This window comes from Arthrobacter bambusae, from assembly GCF_022606295.1.
GTDB lineage: Bacteria > Actinomycetota > Actinomycetes > Actinomycetales > Micrococcaceae > Arthrobacter > Arthrobacter bambusae_A.
Genome location: NZ_JAHHZS010000001.1, coordinates 177967 through 197934, shown reverse-complemented (window position 1 = coordinate 197934; position 19968 = coordinate 177967). Strand labels below are relative to the sequence as shown.

Sequence of the window (19968 nt, the reverse complement as noted above, 5' to 3'; positions counted from 1 at the left end):
CTAACTGTCTTGCGAAACAGTCTCAGGCTTGGCCCCTGCGGCAGCCGGGGAACCCCATCCCCGGACGGCTTGGGGCTTGCCGAACAACAACGCCGCTACGGCGCCCAACAGAATCGCAAACGCCGGCAGCAAGACCGACTGGCTCATCGCCGTCGAGAAGCCGGCGTGCAGGAATTCAGGCAAACTTCCGGTGAATCCGCCTTCCCCGGCCGGGGCGGCACCTGGCGGAGCCGCGGGCAGCTCAGCCGCGAGTCGGGACTGGATCAGCGCGGCAATCGCGGCGGATCCCAGCACGGCACCGATCTGGCGCGTCGTGTTGAAGACACCGGAACCGGCTCCGGCGGAACGCGGCGGGAGGTTGCGGGTGGTGGCGTTGGAGACCGGTCCCCAAATGAAACCGTTGGCCACGCCCTGGAGGGCGCTCGGCAGAAGGAACATCCAAATGGGAGTGTCCGGCTTCAGGAGCGAGCCGGTCCAGAAGAGCGCTCCGGACAGGCAAAGGAGCCCGAAGGCGGCGAACCAGCGCGGGTTGATGCGGTCGATCAGCTTGCCGACAAAAGGTGCCAAGGCGCCGGAGATCACGGCCATGGGGATCATCAGCAAGGCGGACTGCGTCGGGGACAACCCGCGGACCACCTGGTAATAGAAAATCGTGGGCAGCGGGAACGCGGTGATGGTGAAGCCCACCGCCATGATGGTGGTGTTGCCCAAGGAGAAGTTGCGGTCCTTGAACAGGCCAAGAGGCAGCAAAGGCTCACCGCCGCGGCGCTCCAGCAACCACTGCCAGAAGACAAACACGGCCAGGACAACGAGGCCCGTGATGATCAGTCCCCACACGGTAATGGGTCCGGTGACGGTGCCCCACTTGTAGCTTTGGCCTTCCTGGATGCCGAACACCAGCAGGAACATCCCGGCTGCCGACAGCAGCACTCCCAGGACGTCGAACTTGTGGCTGTGCGTGGTCAGCTTCGGTACCAGCCGGGTCACGAGGACGAAGGCAACGACGCCGATGGGAACGTTGACGAAGAAGATCCACTGCCAGCCGAGGCCGTCGACCAGCACGCCGCCGAGGATCGGGCCGACGAGGATGGCCATGCCGGCCGTGGCGCCCCAAAGGCCCATGGCTGCGCCGCGGCGGTCCGGCGGGAAGATCCGGGTGATGACGGCCATGGTTTGGGGCGTCATCATGGCCGCGCCGATGCCCTGGACCACCCGGGCCGCGATGAGCATGCCGATGTCGCCCGAAAGGCCGCACCACAGTGAAGCCAAGGTGAAGACAACGAGACCGATCAGGTAGAGGTTCTTGGGCCCGAAGCGGTCGCCGAGCCTTCCGGTGATCAGCAACGGCACGGCGTAGGCGAGGAGGTAGGCGCTCGTCACCCAGATGACCGAGTTGATATCGGTGTGCAGGCCCTCCATGATCCGTGGATTCGCCACGGAGACGATGGTGGTGTCGATCAGGATCATGAAGAACCCGACCACGAGGGACCACAGTGCGGGCCACGGTTTAGCGACGTTTTCCATGGGTTTCCTTTGACTGTGCTGAATCGATTGCAGGTTGGTGCGTGGGACGGGCGCTTACCATGGCAATTGCCCGCTGCGGAGATCGTCCTGGAAGGTGCGTATCCAGTCGATTTCCGTCCGCAGCATGGTTTGTTGGTACTTGACGTCGATCCAAAACTTGGGCTCGACGCCTTTGGCAGCGACGGCTTCTTCTCCTTGGACCAGGAAGTCGAGCTGGTTTTCCAAGTTCGCCACGCGGTGGTCCAGGAGTTCGAGTACGACGCCGGACGGCAGGTTGTGTGCCTCGGCGATCGCATGGGGAAAAATCGGGTATTCGTTCACGGGTTCCGAAAGCATGTTCTGGAGGCGCTCCGTCAGCGCCTCCCGGCCGGTTCCGGTGATCCGGTAGGTGGTGCGCTCGGGCCGGTTGCCGGCGCGGTCAGTGCCCGTCGACTCGACCAAGCCTGCTTCTTCCAGCCGAGCGACGGCGTGGTAGAGCGTGCCCGGCCGGACTTTGACCAAGCGGTCCTCATGGCGGGCCATCAGGAGCTGGTACATCTCGTACGGATGCATCGGCGCCTCGACAAGGAGGGCCAACGCGGCGACGCCAAGTGGAGTCAGTGCGGCTCGTGCCATTTCCCCATCCTCCGTGCGAACTATTCCATATCAACTATTCCACATGGAATAACTGATCGCAAGCGGTCCGCCAGCCATGCCCGGCGGGCCGCCTTGGTTTATCCGAGCAGTTCGAGAATCTCCGTGCGGGCAAACATCCGCGCGGCCTCGCGCGCCGTGGGCGTACCGGCGTCGGGATCGGCCCCGGCGTCAACCAGAAACCGGGCCACCTCCGTGTAACCCTTGAAAACTGCGCCGGCCAGCGGAGTCTGGCCACGATCGTTCGCCCCGTTTGCGTCTGCACCGTGGTGCAACAGGAGCTGAACAGTTTCGGCATGGCCGTTATATGCGGCGAGCATCAGAAGCGAGTCGCCGGCGGCAGTGCGCATTCCAGCCGGCGCACCGGCGTCGAGGTAGCTGCGCAGGAGCACCGAGTTGCCTTCCCTGGCAGCATCGAACAAGGTGTGCGCCAGGGCAATGGCCTCGTCGTCGACACCTGTCGCTTGGGCGTCAGCGCCGGTGGTTTCGCTCATCGATGGGGTCCCTTCAGGAATCCGGACTGGCGCCCCACCACCTGTCCGGCGTCGGGCGCGACGATTACTTCCTGGGCGGCCGGATAAGGCTCTTCGCCGTCCAGCACGGTCAGCACTTCCTGGGGATCCACTGAGCGCTTGATCAGCGCCAGTCCCACTGCCCCCATCTCGAAATGCTGGGCCACGGATGTCAGCGTACCCACCTTGCGCTCTCCGGCAAATACGACGCTGCCCGGCGCCGGGAGGGTGTGCTGCGAGCCGTCCAATTGCAGGAAGACGAGCCGCCGGGGCGGGTGTCCAAGGTTGTGGACACGTGCGATGGTCTCCTGGCCCTTGTAGCAGCCCTTGGACAGGTGGACCGAGGTCCGCAGGAGATCGAGCTCGTGCGGGATGGTCTTCTCGTCCGTCTCCGCGCCGAGCCGGGGACGCCAGGCGGCAATACGGAGCGCCTCCGCCGCCAGGGAACCGGCGAGTGCCATGCCCTCGACGGCGGCTTCAAGCTCGGCCGCGGGAATGAGGTACTCGAACCAGGGACGCTCGAGGCCGGGATGGGAGCTTTCCTCCACCACGCTGTAGGAGTAGCCGCCGACGCCGATATGCGGCCACGGGTCCTCCCAGACCAGCCGTTCCGACCATGCGTCAATGGCCTTGGTTGCGCCGACAACCGCCCAATCGGAAGACACGTCGGCCACCTCGACGCGCAACATGAAGCGCATCTTGTTGAGCCATTCCGCCAGCGGGGCGGCCTCGGCGGCCTCGACCAGCAGCCAGATGGTGTCGCCGTCGTCCACCACGCGGGCATCGAACTCGATGCGGCCCTGGATGGTGAGGAGCAACAATTCGCTGGAGACGCGCGGTTGGAGGTTGGTCAGTTGCTGCGAGGAAAGGGTGTTGAGCCAGCTGAGGCGGTCCGGTCCCGTGACCGTGACGACGCCCCGGTAGGAAAGATCGACGACGGCGGTGCCGGCGGCGAGGGCGCGCTGCTCACGCAAGGGCTCGCCGTAGTGGGCCGCGACGCCGGAGTCCTCGCCGCCGCCTTCCACAGCTCCGGGGCGCGACAAAAGGGGGCTCGTGTAAGTCATATGTAGTAGAAGTCCTTGGGGCTCAGCGGTATTCCGGGTTTTCAAAATCGAAGCGCGTGCCGGCTTTCCATTCATCCGGGAGGTTGCCGTACGCAGGAATGCCGCCTGCATCCTTGAGCATCCGGGCGTAGTGGAGCAGGTTCCAGGTCATGAACGTTGTGTTCCGGTTGGTGAAGTCGCTCTCGGGGCCACCGGATCCTTCGTCGAGGTAGCTGGGGCCGGGGCCGACCGCACCGATCCAGCCGGCATCGGCCTGGGGCGGGATGGTGAAACCGACGTGCTGGAGGCTGTACAGGACGTTCATGGCGCAGTGCTTGATGCCGTCCTCGTTGCCGGTGATCAGGCAGCCGCCGACCTTCGGATAGTAGGCCCACTGGCCCTTGCTGTTGAGCTGGCCCGAATGGGCGTAGAGCCGTTCGATGAGCTTCTTGGTCTGGGAGGAGTTATCGCCAAGCCAGATAGGACCGGCCACCACCACGATGTCGGCTTCCAGCACAGCCGGGTACAACTCCGGCCATTCATCCGCGGCCCAGCCATGTTCGCGCATGTCCGGATACACACCGGCGGCAATGTCGTGATCCACGGTGCGGATGACCTGGGTACTGACGCCCTGCTTTTCCATGATGCGCCGGCTGATGGTGATCAGTCCGTCGGTATTGCTCACTTGCGGGGATGGTTTGAGTGTCCCGTTGAAAAACACAGCCTTGAGATCGTCATAGCTTGCGGGCTTTGTTGCTTCGTTCACTTGCTGCTCCCCTGCGGTTCGGACTACGAAACGGGACGTTCAGTGAGACCTCTTCGGTGAGACCTTGAAGCCAGCGAACAGGCCCCTAGGAGAGCTTGTTCAGGAAAGCCGAAGCGTGGGCCTCGAGCGACTTGCCCGCGGTGGACACATCCCAACGCCACAATAGATTGCCATCCACGAGGCCGAAGATGCGTGTGGCCGCAGTGTATTCCTTGGAGTGGCCGCCGCGCATCACCATGTCGGTGCTCAACTGGATCTGCGGCCCCTTGATTTGGCCGTAGTACAGCTCGCTGATGCCACCGGGATGGGCTATCGTCACGGCGATGTCGAACCCGCCGTCCGCGTTCCGGTGCGCCTCGACGTCGTCGGCCGTCTTCAATACCGGGACCATTTCCGCCGGAATCAGGCCCGGTCCGCCGTCGGCGTCGAGCATTTTCCGCTCCAGCGCCCAGAAGCCCGTTTCCACGGTGAGAGGCCGCAATTTGGTGCCGTCCTCGTCGCTGAGCCAGCTTTCCGCCCGGTACTCCAAGTACGGCAGACCGTGGTGCGTGAAAGAGACATGCTGGATGAAGTGTTCCGAGTCTTCTTCACCGGTCCCCAGCCGTCCCCGGCCTTCCCACTCACCAATGAGCCAGGAAAGGGGTACCAGTTCGGGTGTCAGGTCGGAAGGGATTTCGATGGGCACAGCAACTACCTCAGTGGACCGGAAGGTACAGAAGCTCTACTTCTGGCCCTTGAAGAGACGGTAAACGACAAAACCAGCGAACCATGCCATCGAGAGGCTGGCCAGGCCGAGGAGGACGAGGAAGAAGATTTCAAATGCAAGTACGGACATGATGCCATCCTAACTGTTAGTAGATGAGTAGTTTGTCGATGAAATAGCACATGGCCCCAACCGCCCAGACGGGTGCAACGCCCATTCCAAGGACGGCCGGGAAATTCAGCCGGCCGAGCCGAAGCGTCACCATCCGACGGAAACTGACCAGGACCGAACCGATCACGACGCCCACGACAATGGCGGGAACGATCGCGATATCGGAGAACACCAGGCCCGCCAGCGGGGCCACCAAACCGGCCGCCACGATGCCCAGGGGCGCCACGACCCGGTCCGGCCAGCGCAACAAGCCTGCGAGGAGAGCCACCGCGGCACTGAGGGCCGCGACCAACAGCATTTCCTTGATGCCGTTGAACCTCGCACCCGCAATCCAGCCCGCGCCGAGGCAGCTCAGCAGGACGCCGGCACAACTGCCCAGGGTCGATTCGAGCCGTTGGGCCTGCCCTGTTCCGCGGATCAGCTGCACGACGAACACCGCAATCACGCCGGCGGCGATGAAGCCGGGCGTCGCGTCGAGAAATCCGGGGGCCGGGACGAAGCCTGCAGCCAGGGCCGAACCCGCGCCGCTCAGCCCGATCACGGCTGCGAGGGTCTTCTTGGCGGGTACTGCAAGAAAATGGGGCCAGCCGACGCCGACGGCGGCCGACGCCAGAACTCCGACGGCGACCAACCCCTCCGTGGGGCCGTAAGAGCTGGCGACGAAAACCGCGAGCGCCACGAGGCCGACCACCCCGATGCTCCAAGACTTCACTGCGCCCCTGACCTCACTGTGTCCCTTACCTCGCTGTGCGCTCGATCCGCGGGTCCCCTCAGGGACTCCGTTTCGATCCAAGCTGCGACCAACCTCGTGACAATCCTGCCTTATACGGCACAAATATGTCGCAAAGAGGGGTTGAAGGTGACACGAATCCCTGACGTTGCAGGGGCCTTTGGGTATACTCGGTTGTCAACAGCGCTTCTTGTTGCAACGCTTCCGTTACAACGGAACCACGCCCCATAAGCAGCTACCGGCCGGTGGAAACCCGGTTCAGACGCCCGATGATGCGCGGACCGCCCATTGGAGGAACTATGTCGCACATCCTGCTCCTGACGAACAGCACCGGGTCGTCGGTAGACATCCTGCCCGCCTTGGAGCTCTTGAACCACCGGGTCCACATTCTTCCGGCCGAGCCCACGGCATTGCTCGAGACCGATCCCACCGACGTCGTTTTCCTGGATGCCCGCAAGGACCTGGTGGGGGCCCGTTCCCTGACCCAGCTCCTCAAGGCCACGGGCTTGAGCGCACCCCTCATCCTGATCCTCACCGAAGGTGGCATGGCTGCCGTCTCTTCCGCATGGTCCGTGGATGACATCGTCCTCGACTCTGCGGGACCGGCGGAGGTCGAAGCCCGGATCCGCCTGGCCGTGGCCCGCGCGATTCCCGGCGAAGAGGAAACCAACACCGAAATCCGGGCGGCCGGCGTCGTGATTGACGAAGCAAGCTACACGGCCCGCGTGAACGGGCAGCCGCTCAACCTGACCTTCAAGGAGTTCGAACTCCTGAAGTATCTGGCCCAGCACCCTGGCAGGGTGTTCACTCGCCAGCAGCTCCTCACCGAAGTCTGGGGCTACGACTACTACGGCGGCACGCGCACCGTGGACGTCCACGTCCGTCGCCTGCGCGCCAAGCTCGGCGTGGACCACGAGAACCTCATCAGCACGGTCCGCAACGTCGGCTACCGGCTGACGTTGGTCCGCTTGCCGGAAGATGAGCTCACGGAGGCCTAGGCTTCCAAACCCCCACGCTTCGGAACCCCATGCTTCGAACACAAGGAAGGCCCGGACTCCATGAGTCCGGGCCTTCTTTTGCTTGAGTGGAGGACATACGGGTCGAACGTATCGAGGCCACCCCACTGGTGGATCCCCCTCGTATCCTGCTTCGCAAAGCCGGACGAGATATAGACCTTACACGGCCAAGGGAGTGCCTGCAAAATCCATCCCGCCAAACCGGCCCGGGACGTATAGCCTTGCAGCATGAGCCCTGCGCACCCGGAGAACTGGCCCGTACTCGTCGTCAAAGGCGCCTCGGATAGCGAGTTGTTGAGAGACATCAAAATGCTCGCCGCAGCCGCCGAGGAGTCGGACGGCAATCCCCCGTTGTCCGAACAGACCCTCGTCATGCTGCGCGGAGCCGATTCCGGCGACCACTCAGTGCTCACCATGGCCCTGTATGCCCCGGACGAGCAGTCCGATCCGGCGAGCGGCCAGGATCTGGCGGGAATCGCCGTCGTGGTTGAAGCGGACGACGGGACCGGGGTCCTGGAAATGGCGGTGCACCCCAGCTACCGCAACCAGGGTGTCGCCGGGAGGCTGTTGGACTCGCTCCGGGACAGCCGCGGGCTTGCGGGCCTGAACGCCTGGTCCCATGGAAACCACGAGGCCGCCGCGGACCTCGCGGCCCGCTACGGCTACGGCCCCGTACGTGAACTGTGGAAGATGCGCCTCATGTCCTCCACCGCGGAACTGCCCGACGCCGGCCTGCCTGAGGGAGTCTCCCTGCGCGCCTTCGTGCCGGGTCAGGATGAGTCCGCCTGGCTGGCTGCCAACAGGGCAGCATTTGCCCACCATCCAGAGCAGGGGTCGCTCACCCGGGCCGATCTGGAAGCCCGGATGGCCGAGGACTGGTTCGACCCCGCAGGTTTCCTGCTCGCCGTGAATCCGGCCGGGGAGCTGCTCGGCTTCCACTGGACGAAGGTGCACCCCCGGCAAGGAACCCACCCGGCCATCGGCGAGGTCTACGTCGTCGGCGTAACGCCTGCAGCCCAAGGCCTGGGACTCGGCAAGGCGCTCACTGTTGCCGGGATCAGGTATCTGCAGAGCCACGAGCTGCACTCGGTGATGCTGTACGTGGACGCCGACAATACCGCGGCCGTCGCCCTGTACCAGAAGCTGGGATTCGTGCGCTGGGACGTCGATGTCATGTATGCGCCGCTAGCCGGGAAGTAACCCGGAACCAAGGCGTATCTGAAAGGCTAGGACATCTAGGATTCCGGCACGTGGAATCCTTGTAGGGTTGAATCAAACCCCGCGCTGAACGAGAAGGAGAGCCCGATGAACCCGGACCCGGTCGGAACCACCAAAACCGAGGTCAAGGGCGCAACCTTGCCTCCCCGCTTCGGTTCATCCGAAGTCCCGGCAGCGCGGGCAACCCAGGACCGCATCGACATTCCTGAGTTTGCGCCCTCCCTCGAGCCCGAAGGCGACATCACTCCGGACCGCTTCCTGGACCGCGAACTGAGTTGGCTCGCCTTCAACTCGCGCGTCCTCGAACTCGCGGAGGACCCGGACCTCTTCCTGCTGGAGCGGGTCAATTTCCTCTCCATCTTCGCCTCGAACCTGGATGAATTCTTCATGGTGCGGGTAGCCGGCCTGAAGCGTCGCATCGCCACCGGACTCGCGGTTCCCTCCCCTGCCGGCCTGAGCCCCATCGAAGTCCTGGAGCAGATCGGCGATGCGGCCCGGAAGCTGCAGGAACGCCACGCGCGCGTTTTTGCCGAGCAGATCCGCCCCGCTTTGGCCTATGAGCACATCCACCTCATGCGCTGGGACGAACTCGACGACGAAGCCCAGCACCGTTTGAGCATCATGTTCGGCGAGAAGGTCTTCCCGATCCTCACCCCCCTCGCCGTCGATCCGGCCCACCCCTTCCCCTATATCTCCGGGCTCTCCCTCAACCTGGCCGTGATTGTCCGCAACCCCGTGAGCGACAAGGAACTGTTCGCCCGCGTCAAGGTTCCGGACCAGCTGCCCCGTCTCGTTTCGATCGACGGCCCGCGGGCCGGCGCGGTCCCGGGCCGCGTGGCCCGGTTCATCGCGCTCGAAGAGGTCATTGCGGTGCACCTGGACAAGCTGTTCCCCGGAATGGAAGTCATGGAGCACCACAGCTTCCGCGTCACCCGCAACGAGGACGTGGAAGTTGAAGAGGACGACGCCGAGAACCTCCTGCAGGCGCTTGAAAAAGAACTTCTGCGCCGCCGCTTCGGCCCGCCCGTCCGGCTTGAGGTCACCACGGACATCAACCCGAACATCCGCGCGCTCCTGGTGCGGGAACTCGGCGTCGAGGAATCCGAGGTCTACTCCGTCCCGGCACCCCTGGACCTCCGGGGCCTGTCCGTCATCGGCGGCATCGACCGCGCCGACCTCCACTACCCGAAGCACGTACCCCATACTTCGCGGTACCTGAACGAATCCGAGACGTCCAAGGCCGCCAACGTCTTCGCGGCAATGCGCCGCCGCGACATCCTGCTGCACCACCCGTACGACTCGTTCTCGACGTCGGTCCAGGCCTTCCTGGAGCAGGCGGCCGCCGACCCCAAGGTCCAGGCCATCAAGCAGACCCTGTACCGCACGTCCGGCGATTCCCCCATCGTGGACGCGCTGATCGATGCTGCCGAAGCCGGCAAGCAGGTCCTGGCCCTCGTGGAGATCAAGGCCCGCTTTGACGAGCAGGCCAACATCTCCTGGGCGCGCAAACTGGAGCAGGCCGGAGTGCACGTGGTGTACGGAATCGTGGGACTCAAGACGCACTGCAAGTTGTCCCTGGTTGTCCGCCAGGAAGTGGACGGCCTCCGCAGGTACTGCCACATCGGCACGGGCAACTACCACCCCCGGACGGCCCGCTACTACGAGGATCTCGGTCTGCTGACCTCCAACGAGCAGGTGGGCGAGGACCTGTCCAAGCTCTTCAACCAGCTCTCCGGGTATGCCCCCAAGTCGACGTTCAAGCGGCTCCTCGTGGCCCCCCGCTCGGTGCGGTCCGGATTGATCGACAGGATCGAGACCGAGATCCGCAACGCCCGCGCGGGAATCACCGCGCGGGTCCAGATCAAGGTCAACTCCATGGTGGACGAAGCCATCATCGACGCCCTTTACAGGGCGTCGCAGGCCGGGGTGAAGGTTGACGTCATTGTCCGCGGCATCTGCTCGCTGCGCCCCGGAGTGCCTGGATTGAGCGAGAACATCACGGTCCGCTCCGTCCTGGGCCGCTTCCTGGAGCACTCCCGCGTGTTTGCCTTCGCCAATGCCAACGATCCCGTGGTCTACATCGGCTCAGCGGACATGATGCACCGCAACCTCGACCGTCGGGTCGAGGCCTTGGTGCAGCTCTCCAACCGGGAAGACACCGCCGAGGTCATGGACCTGCTGCGGCGCTACATGGATCCCGGCACGGCCAGCTGGCACCTCGACAACCAAGGCCACTGGACCAGGTTTCACCAGGCCGAAGACGGCTCGCCGCTGCTGGACATCCAGTCCTGGCTGCTTGCCTCCCGGTCCCGCCAACGTGCAGTCGCCCGGCGGTAGGCAGCGAAAAGTTGAACAGCGATACACCTGTTGCAGACCAGACGGACCATCCCGGGGAGCCGATCGCCGTCACGGCGGCCGGCGCCATTCCCTGGCGCGTCACCAAGGGCGCCCTTGAGGTCCTGCTGATTCACCGGCCCAAGTACGACGACTGGTCCTGGCCCAAGGGCAAGCTCGACGCCGGGGAAACCATCCCCGAGTGCGCTGTCCGCGAGATCAGGGAAGAAATCGGCCTCAAGGCAGCCCTCGGGATCCCCCTTCCTCCGACGCATTACCATGTGTCTGCCGGGCTGAAGGTGGTGCACTACTGGGCGACGCAGGTCAACGGGTCCATCATCAAGCCGGACGGCGAGGAAGTGGACGCCTACATGTGGGCCGCGCCGGACAAGGCGGCACGTTTTTTGAGCAACCCGACGGACGTGGGTCCCCTCCAGGCGCTGGCGAAGGCCCACCTTAATGGTGAGCTGGAGACGTGGCCCCTGATTCTGGTGCGCCATGCCAAGGCAAAGCCGCGGTCCTCCTGGACCAAGGCCGAGGGCAGCCGGCCGCTGGCCGTGACGGGTCAGCGGCAGGCGTTGGCCGTGGAGCGGCTTCTGGGCGTATGGAAGCCTCTGCGGATCGTGAGCAGTCCGTGGGCCAGGTGCGTATCCACCATCGCGCCGTACGCCAAGTCAGCCGGAGCCAAAGTGAAACTTGTCGAGGCCCTGACGGAGCACAACCACCAGCGGAGCCCGAAGAAGACGTCCGCCGTCGTCGAGGGTTTGTTCGACAAGCAGCGTGCGGTGGCGTTGTGCACCCACCGGCCGGCGCTCCCCACCGTCTTGAAGACGCTCGGAGAACGCATGGGTCCGGAGCTTCACGAGGCGCTTCCGGCCCAGGACCCGTACCTGGCCCCCGGCGAGATCATCGTGTGCCACGTGGCCCGCGGAAACGGTCAGCGCGTAGTGGCCGTGGAACAGATCAAGCCCTTCGACGACTGACTCCAGTAAGCTGGGTGCGTGAGCATCCCAACCCCATATGAAGACCTCCTGCGCGACGTCATGGCCAACGGCACGCACAAGTCGGACCGCACGGGCACTGGCACTCGGAGCGTTTTCGGCCGCCAGCTGCGCTTCGATTTGAGCCAGGGTTTCCCGCTCATCACCACCAAGCGGGTGCACTTCAAATCACTGGCCCTGGAGCTCTTGTGGTTCCTCCGCGGCGAGTCGAACGTGAAGTGGCTCCAGGAGCAGGGCGTCACCATCTGGGATGAGTGGGCAGACGCCGACGGCGAACTCGGCCCGGTGTACGGCGTGCAGTGGCGGAGCTGGCCGGCTCCCGACGGCGGCCACATCGACCAGATCGCTGAACTCATGAAGGGCCTGGCCGCCAACCCGGATTCGCGCCGGCACATCGTTTCGGCCTGGAACGTGTCCGAGATCAAGGACATGGCCTTGCCGCCGTGCCACGCGTTCTTCCAGTTCTACGTTGCCGACGGCAAGCTGTCCTGCCAGTTGTACCAGCGTTCGGCCGACATGTTCCTGGGTGTTCCGTTCAACATCGCCTCCTACGCGTTGCTGACCTGCATGGTGGCCCAGCAACTGGGCCTTGAGCCCGGCGATTTCGTCTGGACCGGCGGAGACGTCCACGTTTACGACAACCACGTTGAACAAGTCACCGAACAGCTCTCCCGGGAGCCGTACGAGTACCCGCAATTGCGCTTCGCCCGCAAGCCGGACTCGATCTTCGACTACACCTTCGAGGACTTCGAAGTAGTCGGCTACCGCCACCACCCCTCCATCAAAGCGCCCGTGGCGATATGAGCAACCACGAAACTCCTGCCGCGGAGTCCCCTTCCTCCGGTGAGGGCGCGGAAACGCTCACCGGAATCGGCCTGGTGTGGGCACAGACCGGCAGCGGAGTGATCGGCAAGGACGGGACCATGCCATGGCACGTTCCCGAAGATTTGCAGCACTTCAGCCGGCTGACCACAGGGCACCCGGTCATCATGGGCCGGAAGACGTGGGAGTCTTTCCCCGCAAAGTACCGTCCTCTGCCCGGCCGCACCAACATCGTGGTGACCCGGCAACACGGCTGGGCGGACTCGCCCGAAGCACGTGGCGCCGTCGTCGTCTCCTCACTTGATGCCGCACTCCTCGAGTCCCAGTTCGCACCGGGCGGCCAGAATGTCTGGATCATCGGCGGAGGCGAAATTTACCGGCAGTCCATGGACATCGCGAATGTCGCCGTCGTTACGGTCATCGATTCCGACATCGACGGCGACACCTTCGCGCCGGAGTTCGGTGAGGCTTGGAATCTTGAGGCGACGCAACCGGCTGAGGGCTGGCTGACCGCCAAGAACGGCACCAACTACCGGATCGCCACATGGCGCCGGACGGAAGACTGAGAATGCTGAAGAAACCTGAGACCCTGTTCGTGCTCGGCTACATGCTGTTGCCGCTCTTCGCGCTCTTGTCCGCGATCGTCGGGCTCACCATGATCCTGGGCGGCAACAAGATCCTGGGGATCATCGTCCTGATAGTGGTAACCCAGGTTTTCGCTTTCGGCGCGTTCTACGCCCTGCGTGCCCGAAAGGCGGCCCTGCTGGAAGAACCCGACGCCTCACTCAAGTAGCTCGCATTAGATGTCGTTTAGAGGGCTCATAACGACACCTATTGCCAGTCAGTTGGGTCGTGACGTAACCGACAGCGGCCGGGAGCCGCGAAAGTCTAGACTGGTTCAATGACTACAGCAGCTAATCCGTCCGTTGGACTGGTCGGTTGGCGTGGCATGGTCGGCTCCGTCCTGATGCAGCGCATGCAGGAAGAGGGCGACTTCGCCAACATCAACCCGGTATTTTTCTCCACCTCGAACGCGGGAGGTGCCGCGCCGTCTTTCGCTGGTACAGCAGAAGGTGCCGCAGGCAAGCTCGAGAACGCGTTCGACATTGAGACTCTTGCCAAGCTGCCGATTATTGTCACAGCCCAGGGCGGCGACTACACAAAGCAGGTCCACGGCGAGCTTCGCAGCCGGGGCTGGGCCGGGCTCTGGATCGACGCCGCGTCCACGCTGCGCATGAACGACGACTCCATCATCGTGCTGGACCCCATCAACCGCGACGTCATCGACGCCGGCCTGTCCGGCGGCGTGAAGGACTACATCGGCGGCAACTGCACGGTTTCCTGCATGCTCATGGGACTCGGCGGCCTGTTCAAGAACAACCTGGTCGAGTGGGGCACCTCCATGACCTACCAGGCGGCGTCGGGCGGCGGTGCCCGCCACATGCGCGAACTGCTCAACCAGTTCGGCACCCTCAACAACGAAGTCAGCAGCGAACTGGACGATCCCGCCTCCGCGATCCTGGAAATCGACCGCAAGGTCCTGGCCACCCAGCGCACCGGCGTCGACGCCACCCAGTTCGGCGTGCCGCTTGCAGGCTCCCTGATACCGTGGATCGACGCCGACCTCGGCAATGGCCAGTCCAAGGAAGAGTGGAAGGCCGGGGTGGAAACCAACAAGATCCTCGGCACCGGCAACGGAAAGCCGGGCAAGGACCATGTGGTCATGGACGGGCTCTGCGTCCGTATCGGCGCCATGCGCTCCCACTCCCAGGCACTGACGCTCAAGCTGCGCGAGGACCTGTCCGTCGCCGAAATCGAAAAGCTCCTGGACGCCGACAACGAGTGGGCCAAGGTTGTGCCCAACACGAAGGAAGCCTCCATGGCCGACCTCACCCCGGTGGCTGCCTCCGGCACCTTGGAGATCCCCGTGGGCCGTATCCGCAAGCTCGAGATGGGTCCTGAATACATCAGCGCGTTCACCGTGGGCGACCAGCTCCTCTGGGGCGCCGCCGAACCGCTGCGCCGCATGCTGAAGATCGCTACCGGCACCCTCTAGGCGTCCTGCCTTATTCAACTAACCCGTAGTTGATGTCGTTTTGAACGCTCATAACGACATCAACTGCGGGGGCCCGCGGGGACTTGCGAGGCGAGGGTGGCGGTGGGGATGAGTTGGGTGCCGTCAGCTCTCCATGAACCGCAGGTACTTCGCCGCCTGGAGTTCGAAGGATCGTTTGGCCGCAGGGGCCAGGCCTTCCGCAGCGAACGGTTCAGGCACGACGACGGCGCTCCGGCCGGTGCCGCTGCGGGACCAGGTGCCCACCACTTCGGCGCCTGACACAATCATCCGCTTGAAGACCCCGTTGCCCCCAGGAACGACTTTCTGGAAATGCCCAGGGGGCAGGACAAGGCTGCGGTCCTTATACCCGAGCAGGAATTCATCGAATCCAGGCAAGGCGAGGACCGTACGCGAGCCGGGAACGCCGTCGTCGAGCAGTGCCGCCGTCTCGGGCGACAGCCAATAGGACGTTTCCCGGAAGACGAGCTCAACGAGTTGGCCGCGGATGGCCTCGTGGGCTGCCCGGACTTCGGCTTTGGGAATCTGGCTCCACCACGCGAAGTCCGCGAGTGTGGCCGGTCCGTGGCTGCGAATATACCTGAGCAGGAATTCGGCAATTCCTTCTCCACGGTCGAGGCGCCGGGATTCCGGAATCCACTCATCGAAGGCGACGAACAGTTGCTGTCCCAGGGCTTTGCCTGCCGTGCCCGCCGGAGGACCTTGCACCAGCCAGGCGTTCTGGCACAGAATCCAGAGCAAATGGATGCCGCGTTGGGCCGACGTCATTTGGCCAGCGGATTCGAAGATCTTGAAAAGCTCCTCGCGCGTGGCGCCAGGACTGCCGCAGACGCGTTCGAGGGCCAGGTCCCGGCACGTCGCGACGTCCGTCTCGTCGATGCCGAGTTCCCGGTGCCGTGCGGCAACAGAACGCATGGATCGCTCTGTGGTGATGGCGAGGATCCAGCGCAAGTCCTGCGGCGGAACCAGGTGCAGCGTGCCTCGCATAGGCCAGGACCGGACCACTGTGCCGCTCTCCAGCGCTTCCAACACCTTGGATAGTCCGGAACCGGGGACCCTCTCCCCCACGGCCCAGAACGCCGAGGCAAGGTCTTGGGCCTGCATGGCACCCATCCGGGAGACGCATTCCTCCGGGCTGCCGAAACCCCCAAGCAATCCTTGGCTCGCGAGCCGCATCCTGCCCATGACTCCGGGGGTGACGCTGATCCTCGCCGAAGCTGCCATGGCCCCATCGTAGGACGCATGGCGGACAGCTTCAGTCCTCAATTGCTCGCAGGAGGAACTCCCATGCCGCTCACAGGGGCCGTCCAGCGGGCACTCCTACGCTAGGGGAATGCTGTTCGGTGAGTTAGGTCCGCTGCTGCGGCCGCTCAGCCGGCGGTTAGCAGCCGCTGGTTGGTGCGCTGCCGCCGTCGGGCTTGTCTGCGGCTTGGCCATAGCTGTTGGTGCGGGGGTCCGGTTATCCCCGTCGATGCAGACTGTCCAGGAGGTTGGACTTGCCGCCACAGGCGCGGCCGCCCTGCTCCTGGGCCTTGCAGCCGCGAGCCAGCCATCGTCCGATCGGCGCGTTGACGATCCCGAATCCGGGTTCACTGGCGCGAACGATCAAGTGCGCAGTTTCCTGCTCGCCGCGATTGTCATGCTCCTGGGCGTGGCCGGCTTTGCGGCGGCAGGCTGGATTTCCCCGGGCGGTCCGTCGCCCCAGAGCATGGCGTTCAGCCAGATCTTCCTCTTGGGGGCCGCGAGCTGCGGACTGACGTTCCTCTTGCTCAACAAGGTCCATCCGACCGGAAAGCGCTGAAGCGCGTTCCTCGCAGGGACCTACGCAGGCTCCTACAGGGCCAAACCGATCAGTAGCGGCTCCGGGTGCAGTTCGATGCCAAAGCGCTCGACGACGCCGCGGCGCACCTCGCGCGCGATGGCCACAAGATCCTCCGCGCTCGCCCCTCCGCGGTTGGTGATGGCGAGGGTGTGTTTCGTGGACAGCGAGGCCCGCCCGCCGGACACGCCCGCGGGATCGAGTCCGAAGCCCTTTTCGAAGCCGGCCTGGTCGATCAGCCAGGCTGCGGACAGCTTCACGAGGCCGTCGTTCCCGGCGGGGTACTGCGGCGCTCCCTCGGGCAGCGAGGCAGCTGCGGTGGCCGGAACAATCGGGTTGGTGAAGAAGGAACCCGTGGAGTACGTATCCCTGTCCGAAGCGTCGAGGACCATGCCCTTGGAGGCGCGCAGCCGCAGGACTTCGCGCCGGACGTCGTTGGAATACGCGCGCTTCCCGGCCTCGACCCCGAGGGACCGGGCCAACTCCGCGTACCGGATGGGCGCACTCATGCGTCCGAGCGGCAGCTGGAATTCAACCGTCAGCACGACGTAACGTGGCGAGCCCTCGGTGGTGGTCTGTTTGAGGATGGAATCCCGGTAGCCGAACTTGAGCTCCGAGTTGGTGAAGGTTTGCACGGCGTTGCGTTCGCGGTCCCAGGTGCGCACGGCGGCGATGGTCTGGGACACGTCGGCACCATAAGCGCCAACATTCTGCACAGGAGTGGCGCCCGTGGCACCCGGGATGCCGGAGAGGGCTTCCAGCCCGGACCACGCGTGCAGCACCGAGTGCCCCACAAGGGCGTCCCAGTTGTGCCCTGCCTGGACCACCACGGAAACGCCTCCGCAGCTGTCTTCCGAGTTGACGGTGAAGCCCTGCGAAGCGATCTTCAGCACAGTGCCCGGGTATCCGGCGTCGGAAACCAGCAGGTTGGATCCCCCGCCGATAATGAGCAGTTTCTCGCCCGCAGCATCCGCCGAGCGGACGGCGTCGATGATTTCCGCCTCGGTGCGGGCCTCCACAAAGGCGCCGGCAGGGCCACCAACGGCGGCCGTGGTCAGTTCGGAAAGCATCGTCTGGGTCACCAAACAAGCCTAGCTGGGATTCGTTGTGCCAGCCGACCCCGGGGCGCGCCGGTCAGGCGCGCGCCCCGGCGCGCGAGCTGATTACTTACGCAAGTTTCACAACGGCTTGGGACTTCATGAGGACCTTCTGGCCGCCGAAGGTGACGATCAAGTCGATGCGCGCGGTGCGGGCCTCGGCGTCGAGCGCTCCCACCACTCCGGCAACCTCGATCACGGCGCCGGGCTCGCTGGTACCGGTGGTGTCGGCGACCAGCACGGGCTTGGTGAAGCGCGTCTGGTAGTCGACGACGGCGGCAGGGTCGCCGGCCCAGTCGCTCACCAACTGCACGGCAGAGCCCATGGTGAACATGCCGTGGGCGATGACTCCGGGAAGCTCGACGCCGGTGGCGAAGGATTCGTTCCAGTGGATCGGATTGAAGTCGCCCGACGCGCCCGCGTACTTGACCAGGTCCTGGCGCGTGACCTCGATGCTGCGGGTGCCGATTTCCTGCCCGACGGTGAGTTCTTCAAGTTTCAAGCTCATGGCTACTGTCCCTCTCCGCGGACCAGGATGGACGACGTGGTGGTGGCGACCTTTTCGCCGTCCAACGTTGTGATTTCCGAACGCGTCGTGATCATGGCCCCACCGCCCATGGCGCGGACGCCGTCGACGTGCAGTTCGGCCCGCAACTGATCCCCGGCAACGATCGCGCGGTGGTGCGTGAAGCGCTGGTCGGCGTGCACCACGCGGCTGAAGTCGATCCCTGAATCGGGGTCCTCGATCAGCTGGGCATCCGCCCGCTGGGCGACGATGATGGCGAAGGTCGGCGGGGCGACGAGGTCGCTGTGGCCAAGCGCTTTGGCGGCTTCGACGTCGAAGTGGGCGGGGTGGGTGGCCTTCACGGCCCGGGCGAACTCCCGGATCTTTTCGCGGCCGACGTCGTACACCTCTGAGGCAGGGTAGCTGCGGCCCTGCAAATCCGGGTTAATAGTCATGATCCAACCCTATCGGCCCCTGAGCCGGTAAGAAGAGCCGGACGGCTACTCCGTGGCAGGCGGTCCGAACCATCTGGTGAGGGCGTCGGCGAGGCCCAGTTGGGAGCCTTCTCCGACCCAGGCCACATATCCGTCGGGCCGGATCAACACGGCAACGGGGGCGGGGACTGCCCCGATTGCGGGAAGCTCCCAAGTCCCGGGGTAGGTGGCGTCGATCAACTGAACGCGGTCCGCCCACGGCGTGATGTCGATGCTGCCGGGCTCGCCAAGGTTGAGGAGCACCGGCTGGGCACTGTGCAGCAGGCTGAAGACACGCAGCGGGCCGACTGGGGTGGCGAGGTCGAGATCGGGCATGCGGCGTCCGAGCAACGGGTGCCCCTGGCCGACGTCGTAGTGTACATCGAGGCCGGACTGCATCGCCGCGAAGCGCTGGCGCGGCTCCTCCATGCCGAGGAGCTCGGCCACGACCTCGCCCACGGCCTTCGTGCGTTCGTCCTGGCGGCGGAGCGCGACACTCGCCATCGTGTTGCGCAGCACGCGGGCGGCCACTGGGTGGCGCTCGGCGTGGTAGCTGTCGAGGAGGCTTTCCGGCGATGTCCCCTTGACCACCTGCGCCAGCTTCCATCCCAGGTTCACGGCATCCTGCACGCCGGTGTTGAGGCCCTGTCCGCCGTCGGGGGCATGCACGTGTGCCGCGTCGCCGGCGAGGAGGACCCGTTCGTCGCGGTAGTTCGCGGCCTGCCGGGTCATATCGGTGAAACGGGAGATCCAGATGGGACTGTGGGCCCCGTAGTCCGTCCCGCATACGGCGATGAGCGCCGCGCTCAGGTCCTGGAGGGTCGGCTCGTTCGCGGCCCCGACGTGCTCTTCGGTCACCATGACCCCGACGGGTCCACCCTCCGCGTAAACGATCTTGCCGTCGTGGATCTTGTAGTCGAGCTTGCCGAACGAGTGGATGCCAAAGGCGTTGGTGTGGACGCCCAATGGCGGCTGCTCGGCCATTTCGACCTGGGCGATCAGGGCGCTGGTGGTCGGATCCCACCCCGGGAACTCGATGCCGGCGGCCTTACGGACCAGGCTGCGGCCGCCGTCGCACCCGACGAGGTATTCCGCGCGCAGCGGCTCGCCGGCGGACAGCCCGACGTCGACGCCGGTCCCGTCCTGCGCGAAACCGGTCACCTCGCGCCCGTAGTAGATCGGCACCGCCAGCTCGGCGACCCACCCGGCCAGGATGCGCTCGATGTGGTTCTGCCACAGGCCGAGCCCGTAGTTGTGCCGGGTAGGAAAGTCGCTGAGGTCGAAACGGACGCCGCCGAACCCCGCAACCTGGGCGACCTGTCCTTCGGACAAGAAGCGATCGGCAATTCCGCGCTGATCGAGGACCTCGATGGTTCGCGAGTGCAAACCGCCTGCACGTGAGCCGGCGAGCTCCTGGTTTGCGCGCCGCTCGACAATCGCTACGTCGACGCCGGCCAACGCCAGTTCGCCCGCGAGCATCAGCCCTGTGGGGCCTGCTCCGGCGATCACCACCGCGTGCTGGGTCAT

General features: G+C 64.9%; 21 protein-coding genes. 9 read left to right on the top strand and 12 right to left on the bottom strand.

Going from position 1 to position 19968, the window contains the following annotated elements; translation table 11 throughout:
* From KNN17_RS00915 to KNN17_RS00885, 7 genes are all read right to left on the bottom strand, one after another.
* Nucleotides 1–1524: a DHA2 family efflux MFS transporter permease subunit gene (locus KNN17_RS00915; RefSeq protein WP_241707079.1), complete on the bottom strand. Its 1524-nt coding sequence runs from the start codon at nucleotides 1522–1524 to the stop codon at nucleotides 1–3.
* A gap of 54 nt (nucleotides 1525–1578) precedes the next feature.
* Nucleotides 1579–2139, bottom strand: a complete 561-nt coding sequence (locus KNN17_RS00910) for a PadR family transcriptional regulator (protein WP_078108062.1) — start codon at nucleotides 2137–2139, stop codon at nucleotides 1579–1581.
* Nucleotides 2140–2237: 98 nt separating this feature from the next.
* Nucleotides 2238–2651 carry an ankyrin repeat domain-containing protein gene (locus KNN17_RS00905; RefSeq protein WP_241707078.1) on the bottom strand — a complete coding sequence of 138 codons (414 nt, stop codon included), beginning with the start codon at nucleotides 2649–2651 and terminating at the stop codon, nucleotides 2238–2240.
* Nucleotides 2648–3733, bottom strand: coding sequence for a CAF17-like 4Fe-4S cluster assembly/insertion protein YgfZ (gene ygfZ / locus KNN17_RS00900; RefSeq protein WP_241707077.1), 1086 nt, complete (start codon nucleotides 3731–3733; stop codon nucleotides 2648–2650). Before ygfZ ends, KNN17_RS00905 begins: the two co-directional genes overlap by 4 nt.
* Nucleotides 3734–3755: 22 nt before the next feature.
* On the bottom strand, nucleotides 3756–4478 hold the full coding sequence (locus KNN17_RS00895) for a flavodoxin family protein (protein WP_241707076.1): 723 nt from the start codon (nucleotides 4476–4478) through the stop codon (nucleotides 3756–3758).
* Between the two features lie 85 nt (nucleotides 4479–4563).
* Entirely contained in the window at nucleotides 4564–5163 is a 600-nt protein-coding gene (locus KNN17_RS00890; protein ID WP_241707075.1) for an FABP family protein, read from the bottom strand.
* Between the two features lie 166 nt (nucleotides 5164–5329).
* Nucleotides 5330–6064: a permease gene (locus KNN17_RS00885; protein WP_241707074.1), complete on the bottom strand. Its 735-nt coding sequence runs from the start codon at nucleotides 6062–6064 to the stop codon at nucleotides 5330–5332.
* 317 nt (nucleotides 6065–6381) lie between these two features.
* Here KNN17_RS00885 and KNN17_RS00880 point away from each other — a divergent pair, with 317 nt between their 5' ends.
* The 8 genes from KNN17_RS00880 (at nucleotide 6382) to asd (ending at nucleotide 14529) form a co-directional block, all read left to right on the top strand.
* Nucleotides 6382–7080 (top strand): winged helix-turn-helix transcriptional regulator, encoded by a 699-nt coding sequence (locus KNN17_RS00880; protein WP_059387339.1) that lies wholly within the window; start codon nucleotides 6382–6384, stop codon nucleotides 7078–7080.
* A 246-nt stretch (nucleotides 7081–7326) separates the two neighbouring features.
* Nucleotides 7327–8298, top strand: a complete 972-nt coding sequence (gene mshD, locus KNN17_RS00875; protein WP_241707073.1) for a mycothiol synthase — start codon at nucleotides 7327–7329, stop codon at nucleotides 8296–8298.
* Between the two features lie 105 nt (nucleotides 8299–8403).
* The gene (locus tag KNN17_RS00870; protein WP_241707072.1) at nucleotides 8404–10653 is read left to right on the top strand and encodes an RNA degradosome polyphosphate kinase; all 2250 of its coding nucleotides are present in this window, start codon (nucleotides 8404–8406) and stop codon (nucleotides 10651–10653) included.
* An 11-nt stretch (nucleotides 10654–10664) separates the two neighbouring features.
* Nucleotides 10665–11633 (top strand): NUDIX hydrolase, encoded by a 969-nt coding sequence (locus tag KNN17_RS00865; RefSeq protein ID WP_241707071.1) that lies wholly within the window; start codon nucleotides 10665–10667, stop codon nucleotides 11631–11633.
* Between the two features lie 18 nt (nucleotides 11634–11651).
* A complete protein-coding gene (locus KNN17_RS00860) occupies nucleotides 11652–12455 on the top strand; it encodes a thymidylate synthase (RefSeq protein WP_308196769.1) in 804 nt (267 codons plus the stop codon).
* The gene (locus KNN17_RS00855; RefSeq protein WP_078108052.1) at nucleotides 12452–13039 is read left to right on the top strand and encodes a dihydrofolate reductase; all 588 of its coding nucleotides are present in this window, start codon (nucleotides 12452–12454) and stop codon (nucleotides 13037–13039) included. Before KNN17_RS00860 ends, KNN17_RS00855 begins: the two co-directional genes overlap by 4 nt.
* 2 nt (nucleotides 13040–13041) lie before the next feature.
* Nucleotides 13042–13266, top strand: a complete 225-nt coding sequence (locus KNN17_RS00850) for an NF038396 family protein (protein WP_241707070.1) — start codon at nucleotides 13042–13044, stop codon at nucleotides 13264–13266.
* Nucleotides 13267–13374: 108 nt separating this feature from the next.
* Nucleotides 13375–14529, top strand: coding sequence for an aspartate-semialdehyde dehydrogenase (gene asd / locus KNN17_RS00845; RefSeq protein ID WP_078108050.1), 1155 nt, complete (start codon nucleotides 13375–13377; stop codon nucleotides 14527–14529).
* A gap of 123 nt (nucleotides 14530–14652) precedes the next feature.
* Here asd and KNN17_RS00840 read toward each other — a convergent pair whose 3' ends face one another.
* The gene (locus KNN17_RS00840; protein WP_241707069.1) at nucleotides 14653–15771 is read right to left on the bottom strand and encodes a winged helix DNA-binding domain-containing protein; all 1119 of its coding nucleotides are present in this window, start codon (nucleotides 15769–15771) and stop codon (nucleotides 14653–14655) included.
* Nucleotides 15772–15880: 109 nt separating this feature from the next.
* On the opposite strand from KNN17_RS00840, the gene KNN17_RS00835 reads away from it, so the two are divergent.
* The gene (locus KNN17_RS00835) at nucleotides 15881–16348 is read left to right on the top strand and encodes a hypothetical protein (RefSeq protein ID WP_078108048.1); all 468 of its coding nucleotides are present in this window, start codon (nucleotides 15881–15883) and stop codon (nucleotides 16346–16348) included.
* Nucleotides 16349–16380: 32 nt separating this feature from the next.
* Here the strand turns inward: KNN17_RS00835 and KNN17_RS00830 are convergent, their stop codons facing one another.
* From KNN17_RS00830 to KNN17_RS00815, 4 genes are all read right to left on the bottom strand, one after another.
* Nucleotides 16381–17448 carry a UDP-N-acetylmuramate dehydrogenase gene (locus KNN17_RS00830; RefSeq protein ID WP_241707068.1) on the bottom strand — a complete coding sequence of 356 codons (1068 nt, stop codon included), beginning with the start codon at nucleotides 17446–17448 and terminating at the stop codon, nucleotides 16381–16383.
* A gap of 85 nt (nucleotides 17449–17533) precedes the next feature.
* A complete protein-coding gene (locus KNN17_RS00825; protein ID WP_241707067.1) occupies nucleotides 17534–17971 on the bottom strand; it encodes a MaoC family dehydratase in 438 nt (145 codons plus the stop codon).
* Between the two features lie 2 nt (nucleotides 17972–17973).
* On the bottom strand, nucleotides 17974–18423 hold the full coding sequence (locus tag KNN17_RS00820) for an FAS1-like dehydratase domain-containing protein (protein WP_078108045.1): 450 nt from the start codon (nucleotides 18421–18423) through the stop codon (nucleotides 17974–17976).
* Nucleotides 18424–18468: 45 nt separating this feature from the next.
* Nucleotides 18469–19968 carry an FAD-dependent monooxygenase gene (locus KNN17_RS00815; protein WP_241707066.1) on the bottom strand — a complete coding sequence of 500 codons (1500 nt, stop codon included), beginning with the start codon at nucleotides 19966–19968 and terminating at the stop codon, nucleotides 18469–18471.